This is a genomic window from Streptomyces sp. DG1A-41, assembly GCF_037055355.1.
In the GTDB taxonomy this organism is placed as follows: domain Bacteria; phylum Actinomycetota; class Actinomycetes; order Streptomycetales; family Streptomycetaceae; genus Streptomyces.
Genome location: NZ_CP146350.1, coordinates 3,171,699 through 3,190,307 on the forward strand (window position 1 = coordinate 3,171,699; position 18,609 = coordinate 3,190,307).

Below are 18,609 nucleotides of genomic sequence, written 5' to 3' on the forward strand. Positions count from 1 at the left end.
ACCATGGCCGGGCAGAGTCGGTCGCAATGTGCCGCCGAATCACTCGCCCGCACCCCCACCCGGGCAGTCAACCTCCCTGATGGGGTTACGCACGCCGTCGCGGAACGCGCCGAGCCCGGCATCGAAGTCGACCGCTGAGCCGACGAACAACGTCGACTCGTCGGGTGCCACGTAGATTTTGCCGCCGCCGCGCACGGCGTGGACGAGGCAGATACCCAGTCCGTCCGGCAATTCCACGATGTTCACGACCGGATCGGTCGTGAACTCCGCGAGCAGGCTGAGCCCCACCGCGACGAGCCGATCGGTACCGCCGGTGACTGCGGCCGCGCCGTCGGCGGCCGCAGCCGACAAGGGCCGGGGCACCTCGGCACTTGCCGGCTCGGTCAATTCGATCAGGTAGCCCGCACGGGCGGCCGCCTCAAGGAAAGCATCGAGGTCGGATGACTCGCGCAAAAGCGCACCGAGCTCCCCCTCGGTTTCAGCCAGCTGGAAGCTGGCGGTCGCGAACGAATGCGTCACCGGGGAGTTTCCCGCAGGGAGCGGCGGAACGGAGGTGCTGACCAGGAGCCCCGGCTCACCGCGAATCTCCAGCGCCACCCGCCCGCCCCGCAGCAGCCGGTAGCTGCGCGTTACCTCGGACGCGCCGCTCACGGCCCGCCCTCCGCTCCGCTGACCTGCTCGAGGCATGCGAGCATCATCAGATCGTCCTTGCAGTACGCCGTCGCGGAACCCTTCTGGGTCATCACGAGGTGCCGCCATGGCCCTGGAGGCTGTCCCGGTCGGGCACGGGGACACCGGCCAAAGTGAAGGGGTCGAGGAGAGCGCGGTACTGAGCTTCGGTCAGTTTCATGCGCTTGTGCACCGCCCGTGCGGCAATGACGCAAGCAGACTTGCTGTCCGAGTGAAGGCTTGCGCGGATTTGCTCCAGCTCGACGGCACGGGGGAGCAACGCCGATCTGACGGCGTGGTCGATCCAGGAGTGCTCCGAGGCGGACACTCGCGCCACCCGGCTGCCCTCGCGGCCGCCCCGGGGCCACCGCTCCATGAAAGCCTCGTACAGCGCCGCGAGTGCGGCAGCCGGTAGGGCCGTGGCGGACGAGACGAAGCGGGCGGTCGTGGGATCCACGGGTATACCTCCTGAGTCGTGTGAACGCGGCCAGGGTACGGTCTGGGTCGGACAGCGTCCCGGCGGGCGAAGCGAGCGAGGAGGGGGATCGGGATAGCGGAGCAGTACCACGTGAGCGGACCTTTGAGAGCAGCCCCTTGGCGACGTACGACACCCTCGCGGCATCCCGACCCGATATGAGAAGACCGCCACCTCCTACGCGGCGGCGGCACGCTCGCGTCATTCCTGCTCTGGGGCAAGATCCGTTTGCATCACCGTTCACGGGTTCCCTTGGTAGTTCCTCTGCACAGCTGTCAAGGGGAGCCCTGGCACCTGACAACCAGCGGCTGACACCAACAGACGCGGACGAGGGCGGTCAGACGCGGCTCCCAGCGGAAGCGCATCCGAGGCCGAGAGCTCGTTAGCTGGTGTCGTCAGCTCACCGTGATCGACCTGATAAGGATGAGGACAGCCCTCACCCTGTGGCTTGGCCGGGCCGCTGAAAGCTCCGCCGATCGTGTGGGTATGCCGATCCGGCAGTAGCGAGGTCAGATTCCTCATGGCCGTGTTCTGGGGACCGATGCGTGCAATCATGCTGATTTCCAGGCGTGTTGCGCGATGTGGATGGGGGCGCATGGCGGCGCTGCAGTGGGTGGTGGCGGTAGTGGCCTCGGCGGCGGCGTTCTTCGCCGTCGCGGTTCCTTGGGCCGTGCTGTCCACGGGTGGAGATGCCCCGTGGGATGAAGTTTCCCCGTGATGTTGGACACTCGATGCTTACGCCGCGAGAAATGAGGAGCCTGGCGGGGCCGATCCCCAGGGGAGCGTCACCGACTCCGCCTCTTGAGCGGGTCCCCCAGGACCGCGGTGTCTCAACCCCCCCGGCCCTGCCCCCGAGGCCGTTAGCGGTTGATCACCGAACCGTCGTACACGTGGTCCGGGGTGGCGACGGACGTGACCGCCCGCGCGAGCAGCGTGGACGGCTCCTGCCCCTCGGCCACGACATCCGTGTTGATCATGATGACCAGGGTGGCCCGCCGCGGTGGCAGATACACCGTCACGGTCTCGTAGCCCGGGATCGAGCCGTTGTGCCCGATCCACCCGTTGGTCTCGAAGATGCCGAGTCCGTACGTCGTACCGGGGTAGCCCGTCGGCAGCGTCCTGAGCCGCTGCGCCTGGGTCTCGGGGCTGAGCAGCAGGCCCGTGGCGAGGATCGGGGCCCAGCGGCGCAGGTCGTGCAGGTTGGAGATCATCGCCCCGGCCGCCCACGCCCAGCTGGGGTTCCAGTCGGTGACGTCCTCGACCTCGCCGCTCAGCGTCTGGTCGGTGTAGCCGCGCGGATGCGGCTCGGGAAACTCGCCGCCCTTCGGGAACAGGGTGTGGTGCAGTCCGGCCGGGCGGAGCACGCGCTCGTGGAGGAAGTCGGCGAGCCGCCGTCCGCTGACCTTCTCGATCACCAGCCCCAGCAGGACGAGGTTGGTGTTGGAGTACTGGAACTCCTGCCCCGGCGCGAAGGTGTTCGCGTGCCGGAAGCCGTACGCGAGGACCTGGCGCGGGGTGAAGGAGCGCTGCGGGTGGCTCAGCAGCTCGTGGATGAAGTCGGGGTCGGCGGTGTACGGGAACAGCCCGCTACGCATCCCGGCTAGGTGCCGCAGCGTGATCCGGTGCCCATTGGGCACGCCCTTGACGTACCGGGAGATCGGGTCGTCCAGCCCGATCCGGCCGTCGTCAACGAGCATGAGCAGCGCGGTGACGGTGAAGGTCTTGGTCTCGCTGCCGATCCGGACGTACGAGTCCACCGCCATGGGCTCACCCGTCCCGGTGTCGGCCACCCCGAACGAACGGACGTAGCTGCCCCGGCCCGGCATCCACAGCCCGACGACGGCACCGGGGATGCCCGCCTGCCCCCGGGTGTCCTCGACGGTCCCGTCCAGCAGGGCGGTGAGCTCACGCCCGAGGCCGTGCGGCGGACAGTCGTCGGCGTCGTGCCGGGCGAGACCCGCGGCGTGGCCGGCAGCGGCGGGCGTGGCCACCAGGGCGATCAGCCCCGCGGCGAACATCCGGCGGGAAGGAGTACGTCGAGTACGTCGCATGGGAGGCGCCTCTTTCGGGGTGGCGGACACGAGGATCATCACCACCCGCCCCACCCCCCGGCACCCCCTCACGACCGGCCCGGATCGGAGTCCACTCGTTCGGAGGCAGCGGTGAGCCCCCTCCGCAGCGGAGGGGGCTCGACCGGGTTCTCCACTCAGTGCGCGTGCCCGCTCGGGGTCGGTGAAGTCCCCTTGCCGCATGCTGACATCAACACCCCGGACGGCGGCGACACACAGCAGCCACGTGTGGCACCGATGCACGAGGCAGATCCCACCTCGTGCACGGTTGCTGGCGGATCTCGCCGATGCCACCGGGCTGACCAGCTCCTACTCCGCCGCGCTGGGGCTGCTTCGCCCACGCGGCACTGGTCATGACTCGGGCCGGATCGCCACCGACCTCGCGGTGATGCTGGCTGATGGCGGCGAGGCGATCGTGGATCTGGTCGTGCTGCGCGACCAGGGCGAGGTGGTTCAGCCCTGTCGCCTCGACACCGACTTCCTGGCGGCTGCTGGCCGCCGTCGACGAACGCGTACTGGACCGTCTGCGGTCGGCCCGCGCTCAGGCCCGGACAACAGCCTGGCTGCAGGCATGCGAGACCGCTCCGGCATAACGGCGGCGAAAGCTGGTGGACGGGAAGTGCCCGCCCTGGTCCTGGACATCGACGCCACACTGATTCACCTGCCACTTGGAGAAGGGCCAGGCCGCACCCACCTACAAAGGCGACTTCGGTCGAGGACCGTGACCAGGCGCGCGCCCGCCTTCCCGGCCGCGGCTAGCTCGTCGTCGGCGCGGGCACTGACGGAGAGGTCGGCACTGATCACCGGTGGCAGTTGGCCAGAGCTGGTGAAGGGAGTCCACTGATCCTGAGGGGCCCGCGAATACGGGTCCCTCCAGGGCGTCAGCTAGGGCACCTCGGGATCGAGTTGAGGTTCTTTACGTAGCGGGCGGTGACCCAGCCGCGTGGGTCGCGGGCGAGTTTGTACCAGCGGTTGTTGCCGCCCACGGGTTGTCCGGTGGCCTTGCACCGGATGGCGATGGTCTGGCCGGCTCGGAGGGTGCCGACGGCCTTGGCGTCGATCCTGGGTGCCTGGCGGACCGTCAGCATGTGCTTGGAGACGACCTTGCCCTTTCCGGGCTTGTGGCCGCCGTGACCGCCCCCGCCGCCGCCGTTGTTGTCGCAGCCGCAGTCGACGATGGTGACGGTGACCGGGCCGGACGTCGACACCTCGCATTCGAGGTCACCGTTGTACCGGGCGGTGAGCGTGTGCGCGCCCAGCGCCAGATCGGTCAGGACGAGCTCGGCCCGGGCAGTGGTGGCAGTGGCGTCCTTCAGCGCACGGGTGCCACGCTCGGCCGTCCCTTCCAGGAACGTCACGGTCCCCGTCGGGGTGGCATTGGGGCAGGTGACCGTGGCGGTGAAGGTGACCGGGTTTCCGGACAGCTCCCGCACGGGCACTGCCGCGAGCACCGTCGTGGTCGGATCCGGAACCGCCGGCAAAGCATAGCTGGCGTATCCATTGCCGGTGACTCTGGCGATCTTGACGTTGCCCGGGATCTGCACCGGCCCAGGCCTGTCGCGTTGCGGGACGGTGGGGTCGCCGAGCTGGCCGTCGATGTCCGCTCCCCAGGACAGCACCTGCCCGGTAGTGGTCACGGCCAGACTGTAGCCTTGGCCTGCGGCAACGTCCCTCACCCGCGTCCCTTCGGGCAGCGCCAGCAACCTCGGACAGTCGATTTGCAACGTGGGGTGCTCCCATTTGCTGACACAGTTGTTGGGGCTGTCTTGCCCAGCTCCCACCTGGTCCGTGACATTGAAGCCCCAGCCGAACAGGCGCCCGCCGGCGTCGATCGCCAGGGTGTGCTGGGCGTTAGCGCCCGCGTCGATCTTCACGATGCGGGTCTGGGGCGGGATCAGCACGTGTACCGGCGGGTACTGGACGCCATTAGGTCCGCCAGTACCGCGGCCCGTCTGCCCCCAATCGTTTCTGCCCCAGGCGTATACCCAGCCGGTCTCGGTCAAGGCAACCGAGTGAGTATTGCCGGCGGCGACAGAGATGAAGTCGTTGAGCAGTCCCGCCCAATGCACCTGAACGGGCGTAGTGCTCTCTTTCAGGTCCACGGCCGAGGGGTCGCCCAACTGGCCGTACGTGTTGTCTCCCCAGGCCAGCACCCTGCCGTCGGACGTCACGGCCAGGCTGTGGCGGAATCCGGCATCGATCCCGGTGATCTTGGCGCCACTGGGGAGCTGCACCCACACCGGCGTGGCACTGGGCTGTTTGCTGCCGTTGCCCAGCTGGCCGTGGTCGTTGTCCCCCCAGGCCAGCACCCTGCCGTCTGAGGTCAACGCCAGGTTGTGACGGTTTCCGGCCGCGATCGCGGTGATCGTGATACCGGCGGGAAACGGTACCTCCGTCGGCAACGTGGTCGTAGGGTTGTTTCCGCCGGGCCAGCTCAACACCCTGCCGTCGACGGTCAACATCAGCCCGTGGTCGCCGTCGATGTCCTTGATCCTGACACCCGCGGGTAGCTTCGCCTGCGTCGGGGTGGATACAAAATTGCCTCCCCATGCGAAGACCGTGTCGCTCGCGGCGCTTGCCGTCGGTGCGGGCACGCCCGCCAGGACGACAGCGGCCATCCCCCCGGCGACGACACACCGCAGGGCAGCCTGGGCCCGACGGCGCCAGCGAAATGGCCTGTGACGATTCGTCAGATACACGATGAGCCTTTCGTGTGCAGGTACGGCAGCGGATGGCCGAGCAAGAGCGGCCCTCCTGGCGGGCCGATCGCTGATCCACCGTCATGGCCCTGTCTCCAGGGCGCCGTCGCCGATCGACGGGCTGGGCGACTCAAGCCTGCCCAACAGATGATCATCGTGCATCCGGGGCACTCCTGGCGGTGCCAAAGCAGCGTCCATTCGGCCGAGCCGGGCCAGCCCTCCCAGCTGACCGACACGACGCATCCCACGCGCCCGCCGAGATCGAACAGCCGACCGTGTGATCAGACCATGTATGCGGGGGCGTGCTTCGATAGGCGGCCGCGGCAGTGCCGGCCCGCATGGGAGGCAACCTGAGCCCGGGGATTCCCGCGATTCATGGGCCTTGCCCCTTGATCCTGGACACACGAGAACTGGATCCTGGGGATCTGAGAACGGACATCTCGTGGTCATGAAGAACTATCCGCCGCAGTTCAAGGCGGACGCGGTCGCGCTGTACCAGTCGCGGCCCGAGGCGACGATCCGGCAGGTCGCTGCCGATCTGGGGATCAATCCCGAGACCCTGCGCAACTGGGTCCGGGCAGCCGGTGCGAGCCGGCCGCGGGGACGCCGGGCGGAGGCGCCGACCGAGCCGCCGACGCCGTGTCAGAGGGTTGTCCACAGGCCGCACCGCAAGATACCGCGTGCGTCATACCGTGCCTTGTGAAGCGCGCCGCGCTCCGCGTCACCTGTCAGGTGACGCGGGAGGACCGATGGGAGAGAGTGGGACGGGGATCCAAGAAGCGGCCGGAGGCGGAGAACGCGGCCGCGCTGAAGCCCTCTGCCCGCATGTCAACCGCGGGGAACTCCTTACAGGCGGTCTGCGGCTGGGCCGTGGATTTGTCGAACCGGCAGGCGACACCGGTGAGCCTGATGGTGCTGAAGTCCGCGATCTGGGATCCGAACTCGATGGGCCTCCCGCCGATGGTGATGTCCACGACGCGAAAACCCTTTTGCCGGGGGCACTTCGTAGACGGCGCGGACACGGTGCTGCGAGTCGCCTCTCAAATAGGTCCAGAAGCTCTTCGGGTCGGAGCCGTCCGGGGTCTCCCAGCCATCTGTAGCCAGGTCGTCGAAGTACAGGCCCACAGGGTCGGTGAGGCTGATGTCGGCCTTCTGGCGAGCCAGGGGTTCACTCCTGCGCCGATATGGGGATCGCTGTTGCGCTCTGCGGCACCGTACTTGCTGCAAGTGATGAGCTCCTGCTCAGCGGTCAGCTCCTGGCCGTTGATGAGGCGCCGAATGGTGGCTGCCGCAGCCAGGGCATCCTCATCCGCACCGACAGCGCCGGGGGCACGAAGGCATTCCTGCACCACATACGTGCCCTGCGTGTGACCAGGGCATCCTCGCCTCATTCTCCGTCGGACATTCCGTCACCGAACCAGTTCGCCGGGCAATCCGGGCCCTGCCCGACTATTTCTGGCATCCAGCGCTGGAGCAGGACGGCTCCTTGCGCGAGGGGTCCGAGGTCGCCGAGTTGACCGGCGCGGTCGACCTTGACGGCTACCCCGACAACACCCGCATCCTGGTGCGGCGTGAGCGTCCCCGTCCCGGCGCCCAGCTCTCCCTGTTCGATCTCGACGAAGGCATGCGCCACCAGGTCTTCCTCACCGACACCCCCGACGGCGAAGGCTCGCTGCAGCAGCTGGAAGTACGTCACCGCGCCCACGCCCGCGTCGAGGACCGCATCCGCTGCGGGAAGACCACCGGCTTCGGTCGCTTCCCCTCCCGCCACTTCTCGATCAACGCTGCCTGGCTCGAACTGGCTCTGACCGGCGTCGACCTGTCGCCTGGACTCAAATACTCCTGCTGGAAGATGAGTTGGCAACTTCTGAGCCGAAGAAGCTCCGCTACCGGCTGCTGCACGCAGCCGCCCGCATCACCCGTGGAGGCCGCCGCCTCCACCTGCGGATCGCCGCGACCCGGCCCTGGCGACACGAGCTGACCAGCGCATTCACCCGCCTCGCGGCCCTGCCCCGACCAGCTACCTGAACCGCGACAGAACCTGCCCGCCCACGACCCGAGGAATCCTGGAGCACCACAGATCCACCAGCCCAGCCACCCGAAGCGAAACAGGGAGGCTAGTGCTGCCCAAGCAGCAGGCGTCGTCGGCCAGCCTGCACGACGAGCTGCGCGTGGTGAGCCGCAAACCGGTGCTGCTGGCCATCGCCACCACCGCGGTCGGCTTCTCCGGCGTCGCCGTCGTCTTCACCTACATCGCGCCGCTGCTCACCCGCAATGCCGGATTCTCCCCGGCCGCCGTCTCCGCCCTCCTGACCACCCCCGTCTCCCGACCACCCCGCCTCCTGCACCACCCCGCCCCCTGCCCCCTCCCCCCTCCACGCCGCCGGAAGCCCTTCCCGCCGCCCCACTCATCCCCGATCATGGCCTTGGAACCGGATCAGGCCGTGGAGAGGTGTGACGTGCCGCTGCGCTGTGCTGTGCTGGACGACTTTCAGAAGGTGGCGACCGAGGTCGCCGACTGGTCGGTGGTCGCGGACGACGTGGAGGTCGTGTCCTTCGACAGCCACCTCGCCGACGAGGACGCCCTGGCCGCGGCGCTGGCCGACTTCGACATCGTGGTGACCCTGCGCGAGCGCGTGCCGTTCCCCGGGTCGCTGATCGCCCGGCTGCCCCGGCTGAAACTGCTCGTCGCCTCCGGCATGCGCAACTCGGTCATCGACTACGCGGCCGCCGAGTCGCACGGCGTCACGGTGTGCGGCACGGCCAGTTCCTCCACTCCGCCGGTCGAACTGACCTGGGCGCTGCTGCTCGGCCTCGCCCGCGGCATCGTCGAGGAGAGTGGCGCCCTGCGCTCCGGCGGCCCCTGGCAGAGCACGGTCGGCGCCGACCTGCACGGCCGGCGTCTCGGGCTTCTCGGCCTGGGGAAGATCGGCAGCCGCGTCGCCCGGGTCGGCCTCGCCTTCGGCATGGAGGTCCACGCCTGGAGCCGGAACCTCACCCGCGAGCGCGCCGACGAGGTCGGCGTGGAACTCGCACCCTCCAAGGAAGACCTGCTCGCGAACAGCGACTTCGTGTCGGTCCACCTCGCTCTGAGCGACCGCACCCGCGGCCTGCTCGGCCCCGCCGAACTCGCCCTCCTGAAGCCGACCGCGTACCTGGTCAACACCTCGCGTGCGGCCATCGTCGACCAGGACGCTCTCCTCGCCGCCCTGCACGAGGGCCGGATCGCCGGCGCCGGCGTCGACGTCTTCGACATCGAGCCCCTGCCCGCCGACCACCCGATGCGCACGGCCCCGCGCCTGCTCGCCACCCCGCACCTCGGCTACGTCTCCCGGACCAACTACGCGACGTACTACGGCCAGGCGGTCGAGAACATCCGGGTTTTTCTGGCCGGGACGCCCATACGGCTCCTGGCCCCCCGCTGAGGTGTGCCGCCTGGTGACGCCCTGCCCGGCGGTCACGGCGCACGCGCCGACGGCGGCTGCAACCGGCAGGCCCCCGCGGTACGCCCACAGGCCTCGCCGTGCCCGTTCGCGTACCGCGCGTACGCAGCCGCACCCCGCACACGGCTCGTACGGACTACGCGTACCGGTAGATCCGACTGTGGTCCTCCAACTGGTCCGGTGTGACGTTCCACGGCGGCATCCTCTCGTGCCGCGCGACGACTCGGCCGTGTTGTGCGTCCCGCCGGGCGAGCGGCTTCGCGGGGAGGTAGCGGGCGCCCGGGTGCCGCCGCTGCCAACGGGTCCAGAGAAGGTCCACAAAGGCGTGGTGGAACCAGAAGACGGGATCGTTGACAGATGCGCCGCCCATCATGTGGCCGCCGACCCAACGGTGGACCCGGTTGTGGGTGCGCCAAGAAGCGGCGCCCCGCCCGGGCCCCCACCCCTCCAGCTTGTTGCGGAACCCTTTGGTCGATAGGGAGTTCCAGGGTGCCGTGTCGTAGACGGGATCCTTGAGGGCTCCTTCGAGATCCCCGGCCCTGGGCAGCGCGATCGGATCCCGGGGGCGGCCCAGCTCACGCGTGAGGTACTCGGTGTCGGTGATCCCCACCTTGATCGCCCACTTACCGTGACGGTAGGCGAAGGGGCCGGACATCACCTGCCGGTCGGAACGCCGCCCGGTGCCGCCGAGCAGGTCATCGGTCCACGGTACGGCCGTCGGCGTGCGGTTGCGCGTCCAGTCCCAGTACGGAACGGTCACCGACTCGTCCACGCGGCGCAGCGCGTTCTCCAGGTCCAGCAGGAACTTGCGGTGCCAGGGCAGGAAGGAAGGCGCCATGTGGGCGGCGCGCAGGCCGCCCTCACCGTCGGGTGTGTAGTACTCGATGTGCGTACGCACGAACTCGTCGTACTCACCGCGTCGTTTGAGCTCCAGAAACGCGTTGACGAGCCGGCGTCGTTCCGACCGGGTGAGCGTGCTGACGTCCTTACGCGTGTACACCATGGCGATGTTCCCCCTCGGCGCCCTTGGTCCCGTTCTCCGTACGGTGGTCCTCCGTGCGACTGTCCCGCTCACCCGGCGGGCCCAGCCGTGCGCCGGGGCCGAGTTCGTCGACGGCAGCGCGCGCGGCGGCGAGCGGGGTCGCGTACGACTGGTAGTGGTCGACCATGCTCATCCAGCTGCCGTCCGCCCGGCGCATCAGATGCAACGGCCGCCCGTCCACGGTGACGTGCCACGCGCTCGGGCCGTCTTCCCCGGGCCGCCCGGAGTCGTACCTGACACCTGCGACGCGGTGCCCGCGGTACGTCTCTTCGAACCGTTCCTCGTCTCCGGCCGGTCCCGCCGCCTTCCCCGCCGATCCCGACGCCCCCGGGGTCGTCCCCGACGCCACCAGGGTCGGGGCGAGAGCCACCGTGAACGCCGATGCGAACAGCCCCCACAGCGCCCGACGTCGCACCGTGGCCCTTGCGGGGTCAACGGCGGGCGACTTCGTCGCAGGGCAGGCAGAGTCGGGAGCCGCGGGTGTGGCCGTCATGGGCGCCGCGGGGCGCGCTGGTTTTGGGTGCAGTGGTTTGCCGGTTCGCAATGCCTGCCTCTTCCTCGCCCTGAAAGGCGGTCGCATGACACTTGCTCGACGGGCCGATCCCAGGCACGGTGAAATCGGTCCGGGGGGAACTGCTCAGCCCTGCGCCTGCAGTCCGGGCGCCAGTCGGGCGCTCTCACGGTCGAGGGCGTTCTTCGTCTGCTTGAGGGAGCTGGGCCGGAAACTCTTGTTCGGCGTGTCGAGCGCCTCCGGCTGGTAGTCCGCCAGCCGCTGGTCGACATGCTTCCTGACCTTGTTCGCCGCTTCGGGGTCGGCGGTTTCGGCCTTCGGCGCGTCGAGAGCGACAGCGGGAGCGGCGGCACCGGCCATGACCAGGGACCCGACGACGAGGGCGGCAGCCTTCAGAGACTTCATCACGTTCCTTTCCGCGCCAACTCGGAAGTCACCAGGGGAATCACCACGCCCCCTTCAACGAGGCCCGGACTGAGTGGAAACCCCGCACGCAGGAATTATGGCGGCTCACGCGGAACGTCACCCGAATGAAGGGCACGTCTTATCCGCCTTTCTCATCCTCACATGAGCAGGGAAAAGACACGGTCCGGCCGTAGGGAAAGAATCGCCGTACCGGCCCACTGGGGGCCCCGCGCCGGGTTCGTCGACACCGACGGGGCACTCGGCACCACGGGGGCCGCGGGAGTGGCGAGAACCGTCGAGCTCATCCCGGCGGCGGTGGCGGCCCTGGCAGTGGCGGTCCCGGCGGCCTCGCCACTCCCTCCGCGGCGGAAGCTGACCGCTTTCAGCCTTGAGCGCTGCGTCCACCAGCTGCGACGGGAGCCGCGACGCCGAGAACGAGGGTGGCGCACAGCGCGGACGACGCGATACGCCGTGCCGAGAGAGGGGCATGGACGTTTTCTTTCGCAGGTGCTGCGCAGGGTTCTCGCGTCTGTCGTGACGCCGCGTCAGGTGTGCCGTCTGGCCGCAGCGGACCCCGAGCGGCGCCTCGGCCAGTGACGCAGCCACCACATTTGAGTATGTATGCATGTCTTATCCCATATGTCCTTAATGCCGTTATAGAGTGACGCGTCGAACCAACCGACAACCTGATGTTTCCGTGAAGGAGCACCGCCGGTCATGCGTCACTCCCAAGGTCTCTCCACCACGGCGTGCAGGGTGGTCCGCCTGCCTGATGGCCGGTCGAAGCAGGACGGTCGTCTTCAAGGCTGTCCCGCACGGTGATGGCCGGCCGGCTTTCCGGATCGTCACGCGGCGCGAGCGGACGGGCCGCCCCTCTCCCGCTGACGCGGCTGGGGACCCCGCCGCGCGTCCTCCACGTCACCCAGCCGGTGGACGGCGGCGTCGCCGGCGTGGTCGCCGAACTGGTGCGCGCCCAGCATGCGGCCGGTTTCGACGTCACGGTCGCTTGCCCCGACGGCGGCCTGCGGCACGCACTGCGGGAACTGGGCGCGGACGTACGGCACTGGCCCGCCACACGGGCGCCGGGACCGTCGCTTGCCGGTGAGGTGCTCCGGCTCGCCCGCGTCGTCGAACAGGTGCGGCCCGATGTGCTGCACGCGCACAGCGCCAAGGCCGGACTCGCAACCCGGATGACGGTGCGGGGGCGGATCCCAACGGTGTTCCAGCCGCACGCCTGGTCGTTCGAGGCGGTCCACGGCGTTACCGCGGCGGTCGCCACGGCGTGGGAACGGTGGGCGGCGCGCTGGACCACCCGCGTGGTGTGCGTCAGCGAGGGGGAGCGCGCCCGAGGCCAACGCGCTGGAGTGCGCGCTCACTGGCGGTTGATCCCCAACGGCATCGATCCGCTGCGTTTCCACCCCGCCGCCGTCGCCGCCGTACGCCCGGCCCTCGCACCGCTCGCCGACCTTGATCCGGCCGCATTGCTGGTGGTCTGCGTGGGGCGGCTGTGCCGGCAGAAGGGCAGGACGTGCTGCTCGAGGCGTGGCCCTCGGTGCTGCGACGAGTGCCCGCGGCCCGGCTGGCGCTCGTCGGGGACGGGCCGCGGGAGCGGCCGCTGCGGTACCGCGCCCCCGAAGGCGTGCTGTTCACCGGGGCCGTCGCCGATGTCGTCCCCTGGTACCAGGCCGCCGACCTGGTGGTGCTGCCGTCCCGTTGGGAAGGCATGGCGCTCGCCCCTCTGGAGGCGATGGCGTGCGGGCGTCCCGTGGTGGTCACGGACGTGGCCGGAGCGCGCGAGAGTCTGCCGCCCGGTCACACAACGCACTGTCTGGTGCCAGCGGGCCGGCCCGGCCCGCTGGCCGACGCGCTCACCAGGGCGCTGCTCGACCCGCTGCTGCGCGAGTCGCTCGCAGCCGAGGGGCGCCGCCACGTATTGGCCGCGCACGACGTGCGGCGCTCGGCCGAGGCGGTCGCGGACCTCTACCGCGAACTGCTCGGCGTCCGGCGCACGGTGGCCCACCGCGCGGAACCCACCGAGTGCAGGGAGTCGAGCCGCCCGTGACCGCCGAACGTACCGTCACTCCCCCCGGTGGCGTGCCACCGGAGCGAGGATTCCCACCCGTCTCGGTCATCCACCCGCGCGGCGCCGGCGGCGGCTTGCGGCTCCCCGCCGGGCGGCGGACCGCCGGGCGGCGCACCGCCGGGCTGCCCCTGCTCGCCGCGGACGCGGCCGCCGCGCTCACCGCCGCCCCCGCACTCCCGCATCCCCTGATGACCGCACCCCTGCTGCTCGCCGTCCTCTGTCTGAACGCCCGGGCGGCTCTGTACCGCCCCGCCGCCGTGCCCGCCGTCCTCGACGAACTCCCCGCCGTCTGCGCACGGATCACGGTGAGCTGGTGCGCGCTCGCGGCCGTGGTCGCGGCGCTCTCCCCCGCACATGCCCTGTCCGTCCGTACGCTGCTGACCGGCTGCGTCCTGCAGTCGGCGGCGAGTTGGACGGGCCGCGGCGCGGTGCACTGGCACCGCCGCCGGACACTGACCCGCCACCCCGCCGCGGCCCTCGTCGTCGGCCCGGCCGCCACCGCCCCGCGTGTGGCCGCCGCCTTCCTGCGCCACCCCGGGTGCGGCCTCAGACCGGTCGGCGTCCTCGCCGACGGCGGGGCCGGTGGCGAGGAGCTGCCGGTGCTCAGCACGGACGAGGAGGCGCAGCGGGCCGTCATCCAGAACAACGTGCGGGCCGTGCTCATCGTGGGCCCCGTAGGAGAACACGCCCCTCTGCTACGGAAGCTGGCCGCGGCCGACTGCGTGCTCTGGGAGGTCGACGCGGACCTGCCGGCACCCGAGCGGGCCGGGGACACGGCATACGACGAGGCCGGACACACGCCCCGCCGCCGGTCCCAGGGCGAGCGGATCGCGGGCTTCTCCTGCCGTCGCCTGGATGTCGGGCGACGCCCCGACAGCCCTGCCAAGCGGGTCCTCGACGTCCTTGTCTCCGGGATTCTGCTCCTCCTCGCCGCCCCGGTGCTGCTGGTCTGCGGGGTCGTACTGCGGGTCAGCGACGGGCCCCGGGTGCTCTTCCGCCAGGAGCGCGTCGGCAAGAACGGCCGCCCCTTCACGCTGCTGAAGTTCCGCACCCATCGCCCGGCCGACCCGCACGAGGCGGCGACCCGCTGGAGCGTGGCGGGCGAGCGGAACATGAGTCGCTTCTGCCGCTTCCTGCGCCGCACCTCGCTCGACGAGCTGCCCCAGCTGTGGAACGTCTTCCGGGGCGACATGACCCTGGTCGGGCCGCGCCCCGAACGGCCCTACTTCGTCGCCGTGTTCAGCCAGACCTACCCCGGTTACGCCGCCCGGCACCGCATCCGGACCGGCCTCACCGGGCTTGCCCAGATTCACGGGCTGCGCGGCGACACCTCCATCGAGGACCGCGCCCGGTTCGACAACGCGTACATCGACGACTGGTCGCTGTGGCAGGACGTCTGCATCCTGCTGCGCACCGCCGCCACGCTGGTCCGGCCGACGGGGAGCTGAACACCGGTGAGCCACGCATGCGCCCCGCCCGCCGCGCGCGGGCTGGCACCCGTCCTGCCGGTGGTCGCGGTGATCGCCCTGCTCGCGCTGCCCGTCGCGCCGGGCGGGGAGGGCGGCGCGACCCTCGCCGACGCCGCCTCCGGTGCCGTCGTACTGTGCTGCGCCGTACGTCTGCTGTACCTCCGGCGACGCCCCCTGTCGCCCACCGCCGCCGTGGTCCTGGGCCTGCCCGTGGTGGGGATCGCGGTCGCGGCCGCGGGAGCCGAGGTGCCGGGCACGGCGGTCGCGGGCTTCTCGCGCTATCTGCAGATCTTCGTCCTCGTCCCGGCCGCCGTCCTGCTGCTCGTCCGCGACCGGCGGGACGTCCGGCTGCTGGCCTGGTCGGTGGTGGCGCTCGCGGTGTGGCAGGGAGCCGTCGGGGTGCACCAGTACGCGACCGGGACCGGTGCCTCGTACATGGGCCGGGAGATCCGCGCCGTCGGCACCTTCGGCCCCGGCGACATCATGGGGATGGCGACCGTGGTCGCCTTCGGGCTGGTGTGCGCGGTGGGGCTGGCACTGGGCACTGCACCGGTAGGCAGGAGACACCCCCTTGCTCCAGCGGAGCCGAGCGCTCGGGCACGGGTGTGTGCCCTGATGTGCGCGCTGCTGCTGGTGGTGCCGCTGGCGGTGTCCTTCAGCCGGGGCGCCTGGATCGCGACGGCCCTCGCCTGTACGGCGCAACTGGTCCTGGCGGGCCTGCGACGCGCGGTCAGGGTGGGCGCGGTCGTGGCCGCCGTCGCCGTGATCCTCGTCGGCGGGTTCGGTGTCGGCTCCGCGCTGCTGCAGGAGAGGCTCAGCAGCATCGGGCAGGTCGCCGACGCTCCCGACCAGTCGGTCGCCGACCGGTACGCCCTGTGGGCGGCAGCCGCCGGAATGTGGCGCGAGCGGCCGCTGACGGGCATCGGCCTCAAGGGTTTCCCCGAGCACCGCGACGGGCACGCCTCGTTGGCGCTGTCGTCGGGCAGTGACACGGAGGGCGCGGGCGCGGCGTACCGGAAGCAGCCGCTGCTGTCCCCTCACAGCATGTACCTGCTGGTGCTGGGCGAGCAGGGGCTGATCGGGCTGCTGACGCTGGCGGGGAGCTGGCTGGCGCTGCTGGTGCTGGGACTGCGCAGGCTGGCTCGGGCCCGGCGAGCGGGGGATCCCGGGCTCGACTGCGCGCTCGTCGCATGGGGCCTGTTGGTCTGGCACCTGGTCAACTTCGCGTACGCCGACATCGGCGGCCCCTCGACCGTGCTCACCGCCGTCTGCCTCGGCCTGTCGGCGTGGTGGGCGCTGGCAGGTCCCGACCCGACCGTCCCCGAGGAGGCCGCGGCACGATGACCGTCACCCCGCCACGGGCCCAGGACGCCACCGCCCCTCTGGCGCGCGCCGGCGCCGACGGCCCGGAGACCGGCGGCACCGGGCCCGTCTCGCAGGGTTTCCTCGCCAGGGCCGCCCTCGTGACCGTCGCGCTCTCCCTGGCCGGTGCTCTGCTGGGCCTCGGCCGGGACCAGGTGCTGGCCCACCTCTTCGGAGCGGGGAGCGAGACGGACGCCTTCCTGGTCGCCTGGACGGTGCCGGAGTTCGCGGCGACGCTGCTGATCGAGGACGGTCTGGCCTTCGCGCTCGTACCGGCGTTCAGCGCGGTCCTGGCCCGCCGCGCCGGGGACGGCACGGGCGACCCGGTGCGCGCCCTGGTCCGCCGCACGCTGCCCCGCCTGGCGCTGGCGTTCTGCGTGGCGTCGGCGCTGGTCGTCTGGGGGGCGCCGTACCTGGTCCAGCTGCTGGCGCCAGGGCTCCCGGACCCCGGGCTCGCTGTGGACTGCACCCGGTTGACCGGCACCTGCGTACTGACCTTCGGCCTCGCCGGCTACTGCAGCGCGGCCCTGCGCGCGCACCGCCGGTTCGTCGCGCCCGCGGCCATCTACGTGGCCTACAACGCGGCCATCATCACGGCGATGTTCGCCCTCGGCGCGCGCTGGGGCGTACGGGCGGCGGCGGTCGGCGTCGCGGTGGGCGGCGCACTCATGGTCGTCATCCAACTGCCTTCGCTGCTACGGCGGTTGCACTGCAGGCGGGTCCCGGAGACAGCCCCGGCAGCCGGAGAGGTATCCCGGCACACCATGAACCTCGCCCTGATCGTCACCGTCCTGCTCTTCGCCCTGTGCCGCCAGTCCCAGGTTCTCGTCGAGCGTTTCCTGGCCTCCTCGCTCCCCGTCGGCGCCATCTCGCATCTGAACTACGCCCAGAAGGTGGCCCAGATGCCGATGGTGATCGCCCTCATGCTGTGCACGGTCACCTTCCCGGTCGTGTCGCGGGCGCTGGCCGACGGCGACACCGAGCGGGCCCGCGACCGCGTCGAGCGCGACCTCCGGGCGGTGTCGTCCTTCGTGCTGCTCGGCACCGCGGTCGTCGTCGCCTGTGCCCCGCAGCTCGTCCACGTCCTGTTCCAGCGTGGCGCGTTCACCGCGCAGGACACCGCGGCCACCGCCGCCGTCATGCGCGTGTACGCGCTCGGGCTGCTCGGTCACGCCCTGGTGGGCGCGCTCGTCCGGTCGTATTTCGCGGCGGGGCGGCCCACCTGGTACCCGGTGGCCGCGATGACCGCCGGGATCTTCGCCACCTCGTGGATCGGCGCGGTGACGGCCGGCTCGTGGGGCGTCCTGGGGATCACCGCGGCCAACGCCGCCGGCATCACCCTCACCGCCCTGATCCTGCTGTACGGCATGGAGAGGCACGGCGTGCCGATCCGCGTCCGGCCGCTGCTGGCCGCGATGGGCGGGCCGCTGCGCGCGGCGGTGGTCGCCTGTGGCGTGGGCGGGTTCTGCGCGAGCCTCGTCGACTCCCCCATCCTCGGGTTCGCCGCCGGCGGCACGGCCGTGACCATCGTCTTCTTCCTGCTCGCCCGGATGCCGGGCGAGCACCGCCTCGCATCCGCAGTCCGCACCGTCACCCGGAGGCTTCCGCATGCTCGTTTCCGCTGACCGCGCCCCTTCCGCCGCCCCCGACAGGCCCCGGCGCAGACCGGGCCCGCCCGCCTGGGTGGCGATGTACCACTCCGTCGGTGACTGCTCCGACGACCCGTACCGCGTCACCGTCTCACCCGGCCGTTTGGACCGGCAGCTCGGCTGGCTCCGCCGCCGGGGCCTGCGCGGCGTCGGGGTGCACGAGCTGCTCGCCGCGCGCGCCCGGGGAGAGGGACAGGACCTGGTGGGGCTGACCTTCGACGACGGGTACGCCGACTTCCTCACGCACGCCCTGCCGCTGCTGCGCCGCCACGCCTGCGGCGCCACCCTGTTCGTGCTGCCGGGCAGGCTGGACGGCGAGAACGCCTGGGACCCGCGCGGTCCGCGCAAGCCCCTGCTGTCGGCGGATGGCATCCGGCACGCCGCCGCCGAGGGCGTCGAGATCGGCTCGCACGGCCTCACGCACGTGGACCTGACCCGGGCCGACGACGCCCTGCTGCGCGCCGAGGTGAGGGACAGCAGAGCAGCGCTCCGCGAGGTGACCGGGGCGGACGTCCACGGCTTCTGCTACCCGTACGGACGGTTGGACCGCCGCGCCGTCGACGCCGTGCGGGACGCGGGCTACGGCTACGCCTGCGCCACCGACCCCAGTGACCTGTCCGGCCTTCTCGCCATCCCCCGCGTGCACATCGGCGAACGGGACACGGCCTGGCGGCTGCGCCTCAAGCGCCTGCTGCGCCGCCACCCCGTCGAGGGAGTGTGAGCCTCAGCCATG

The 18,609-nt window shown here is 71.0% G+C and carries 13 protein-coding genes and 4 pseudogenes; 9 read left to right on the top strand and 8 right to left on the bottom strand.

Annotated elements, in window-relative coordinates; genetic code table 11:
• Window positions 1-39 precede the first annotated feature (39 nt).
• From V8690_RS14710 to V8690_RS14720, 3 genes are all read right to left on the bottom strand, one after another.
• Window positions 40-651, bottom strand: a complete 612-nt coding sequence (locus tag V8690_RS14710) for a hypothetical protein (protein ID WP_338779106.1) — start codon at window positions 649-651, stop codon at window positions 40-42.
• 91 nt (window positions 652-742) lie between these two features.
• Complete coding sequence (locus V8690_RS14715; protein WP_338779108.1) at window positions 743-1,126, bottom strand: hypothetical protein; 384 nt, start codon at window positions 1,124-1,126, stop codon at window positions 743-745.
• An 878-nt stretch (window positions 1,127-2,004) separates the two neighbouring features.
• Window positions 2,005-3,195: a serine hydrolase domain-containing protein gene (locus tag V8690_RS14720; RefSeq protein ID WP_338779110.1), complete on the bottom strand. Its 1,191-nt coding sequence runs from the start codon at window positions 3,193-3,195 to the stop codon at window positions 2,005-2,007.
• A 280-nt stretch (window positions 3,196-3,475) separates the two neighbouring features.
• On the opposite strand from V8690_RS14720, the pseudogene V8690_RS14725 reads away from it, so the two are divergent.
• A pseudogene (locus V8690_RS14725) lies at window positions 3,476-3,926 on the top strand (IS1380 family transposase); the annotation flags it as partial.
• A 168-nt stretch (window positions 3,927-4,094) separates the two neighbouring features.
• Here V8690_RS14725 and V8690_RS14730 read toward each other — a convergent pair.
• On the bottom strand, window positions 4,095-5,831 hold the full coding sequence (locus V8690_RS14730) for an Ig-like domain repeat protein (protein ID WP_338779114.1): 1,737 nt from the start codon (window positions 5,829-5,831) through the stop codon (window positions 4,095-4,097).
• A gap of 523 nt (window positions 5,832-6,354) precedes the next feature.
• On the opposite strand from V8690_RS14730, the pseudogene V8690_RS14735 reads away from it, so the two are divergent.
• A pseudogene (locus V8690_RS14735) lies at window positions 6,355-6,492 on the top strand (transposase); the annotation flags it as partial.
• A 148-nt stretch (window positions 6,493-6,640) separates the two neighbouring features.
• Here V8690_RS14735 and V8690_RS14740 read toward each other — a convergent pair.
• Window positions 6,641-6,886, bottom strand: coding sequence for a hypothetical protein (locus tag V8690_RS14740; RefSeq protein ID WP_338779115.1), 246 nt, complete (start codon window positions 6,884-6,886; stop codon window positions 6,641-6,643).
• 327 nt (window positions 6,887-7,213) lie between these two features.
• Here V8690_RS14740 and V8690_RS14745 point away from each other — a divergent pair.
• Window positions 7,214-7,940, top strand: a pseudogene (locus tag V8690_RS14745) (transposase); the annotation flags it as partial.
• A gap of 431 nt (window positions 7,941-8,371) precedes the next feature.
• Window positions 8,372-9,337, top strand: a complete 966-nt coding sequence (locus V8690_RS14750) for a D-2-hydroxyacid dehydrogenase family protein (RefSeq protein ID WP_338785355.1) — start codon at window positions 8,372-8,374, stop codon at window positions 9,335-9,337.
• A 154-nt stretch (window positions 9,338-9,491) separates the two neighbouring features.
• Here V8690_RS14750 and V8690_RS14755 read toward each other — a convergent pair whose 3' ends face one another.
• From V8690_RS14755 to V8690_RS14765, 3 genes are all read right to left on the bottom strand, one after another.
• Window positions 9,492-10,358: a tyrosinase family protein gene (locus V8690_RS14755; RefSeq protein WP_338779117.1), complete on the bottom strand. Its 867-nt coding sequence runs from the start codon at window positions 10,356-10,358 to the stop codon at window positions 9,492-9,494.
• Complete coding sequence (locus tag V8690_RS14760; protein ID WP_338779119.1) at window positions 10,342-10,812, bottom strand: tyrosinase family oxidase copper chaperone; 471 nt, start codon at window positions 10,810-10,812, stop codon at window positions 10,342-10,344. The genes V8690_RS14755 and V8690_RS14760 overlap by 17 nt, the downstream gene beginning before the upstream one ends.
• Before the next feature lie 222 nt (window positions 10,813-11,034).
• On the bottom strand, window positions 11,035-11,313 hold the full coding sequence (locus tag V8690_RS14765) for a hypothetical protein (RefSeq protein WP_338779121.1): 279 nt from the start codon (window positions 11,311-11,313) through the stop codon (window positions 11,035-11,037).
• 890 nt (window positions 11,314-12,203) lie between these two features.
• Here V8690_RS14765 and V8690_RS14770 point away from each other — a divergent pair.
• The 5 genes and pseudogenes from V8690_RS14770 to V8690_RS14790 all read left to right on the top strand — a co-directional run bounded on the left by V8690_RS14770 (window position 12,204) and on the right by V8690_RS14790 (window position 18,597).
• Window positions 12,204-13,375: pseudogene (locus V8690_RS14770) on the top strand (glycosyltransferase).
• Complete coding sequence (locus tag V8690_RS14775) at window positions 13,372-14,844, top strand: exopolysaccharide biosynthesis polyprenyl glycosylphosphotransferase (protein ID WP_338779123.1); 1,473 nt, start codon at window positions 13,372-13,374, stop codon at window positions 14,842-14,844. The pseudogene V8690_RS14770 and the gene V8690_RS14775 overlap by 4 nt, the downstream one beginning before the upstream one ends.
• A 6-nt stretch (window positions 14,845-14,850) precedes the next feature.
• The gene (locus V8690_RS14780) at window positions 14,851-16,209 is read left to right on the top strand and encodes an O-antigen ligase family protein (RefSeq protein WP_338779126.1); all 1,359 of its coding nucleotides are present in this window, start codon (window positions 14,851-14,853) and stop codon (window positions 16,207-16,209) included.
• Entirely contained in the window at window positions 16,206-17,852 is a 1,647-nt protein-coding gene (locus tag V8690_RS14785) for a lipid II flippase MurJ (RefSeq protein WP_338779128.1), read from the top strand. The genes V8690_RS14780 and V8690_RS14785 overlap by 4 nt, the downstream gene beginning before the upstream one ends.
• Window positions 17,836-18,597 (top strand): polysaccharide deacetylase family protein, encoded by a 762-nt coding sequence (locus V8690_RS14790; RefSeq protein WP_338779130.1) that lies wholly within the window; start codon window positions 17,836-17,838, stop codon window positions 18,595-18,597. Before V8690_RS14785 ends, V8690_RS14790 begins: the two co-directional genes overlap by 17 nt.
• Window positions 18,598-18,609 lie beyond the last annotated feature (12 nt).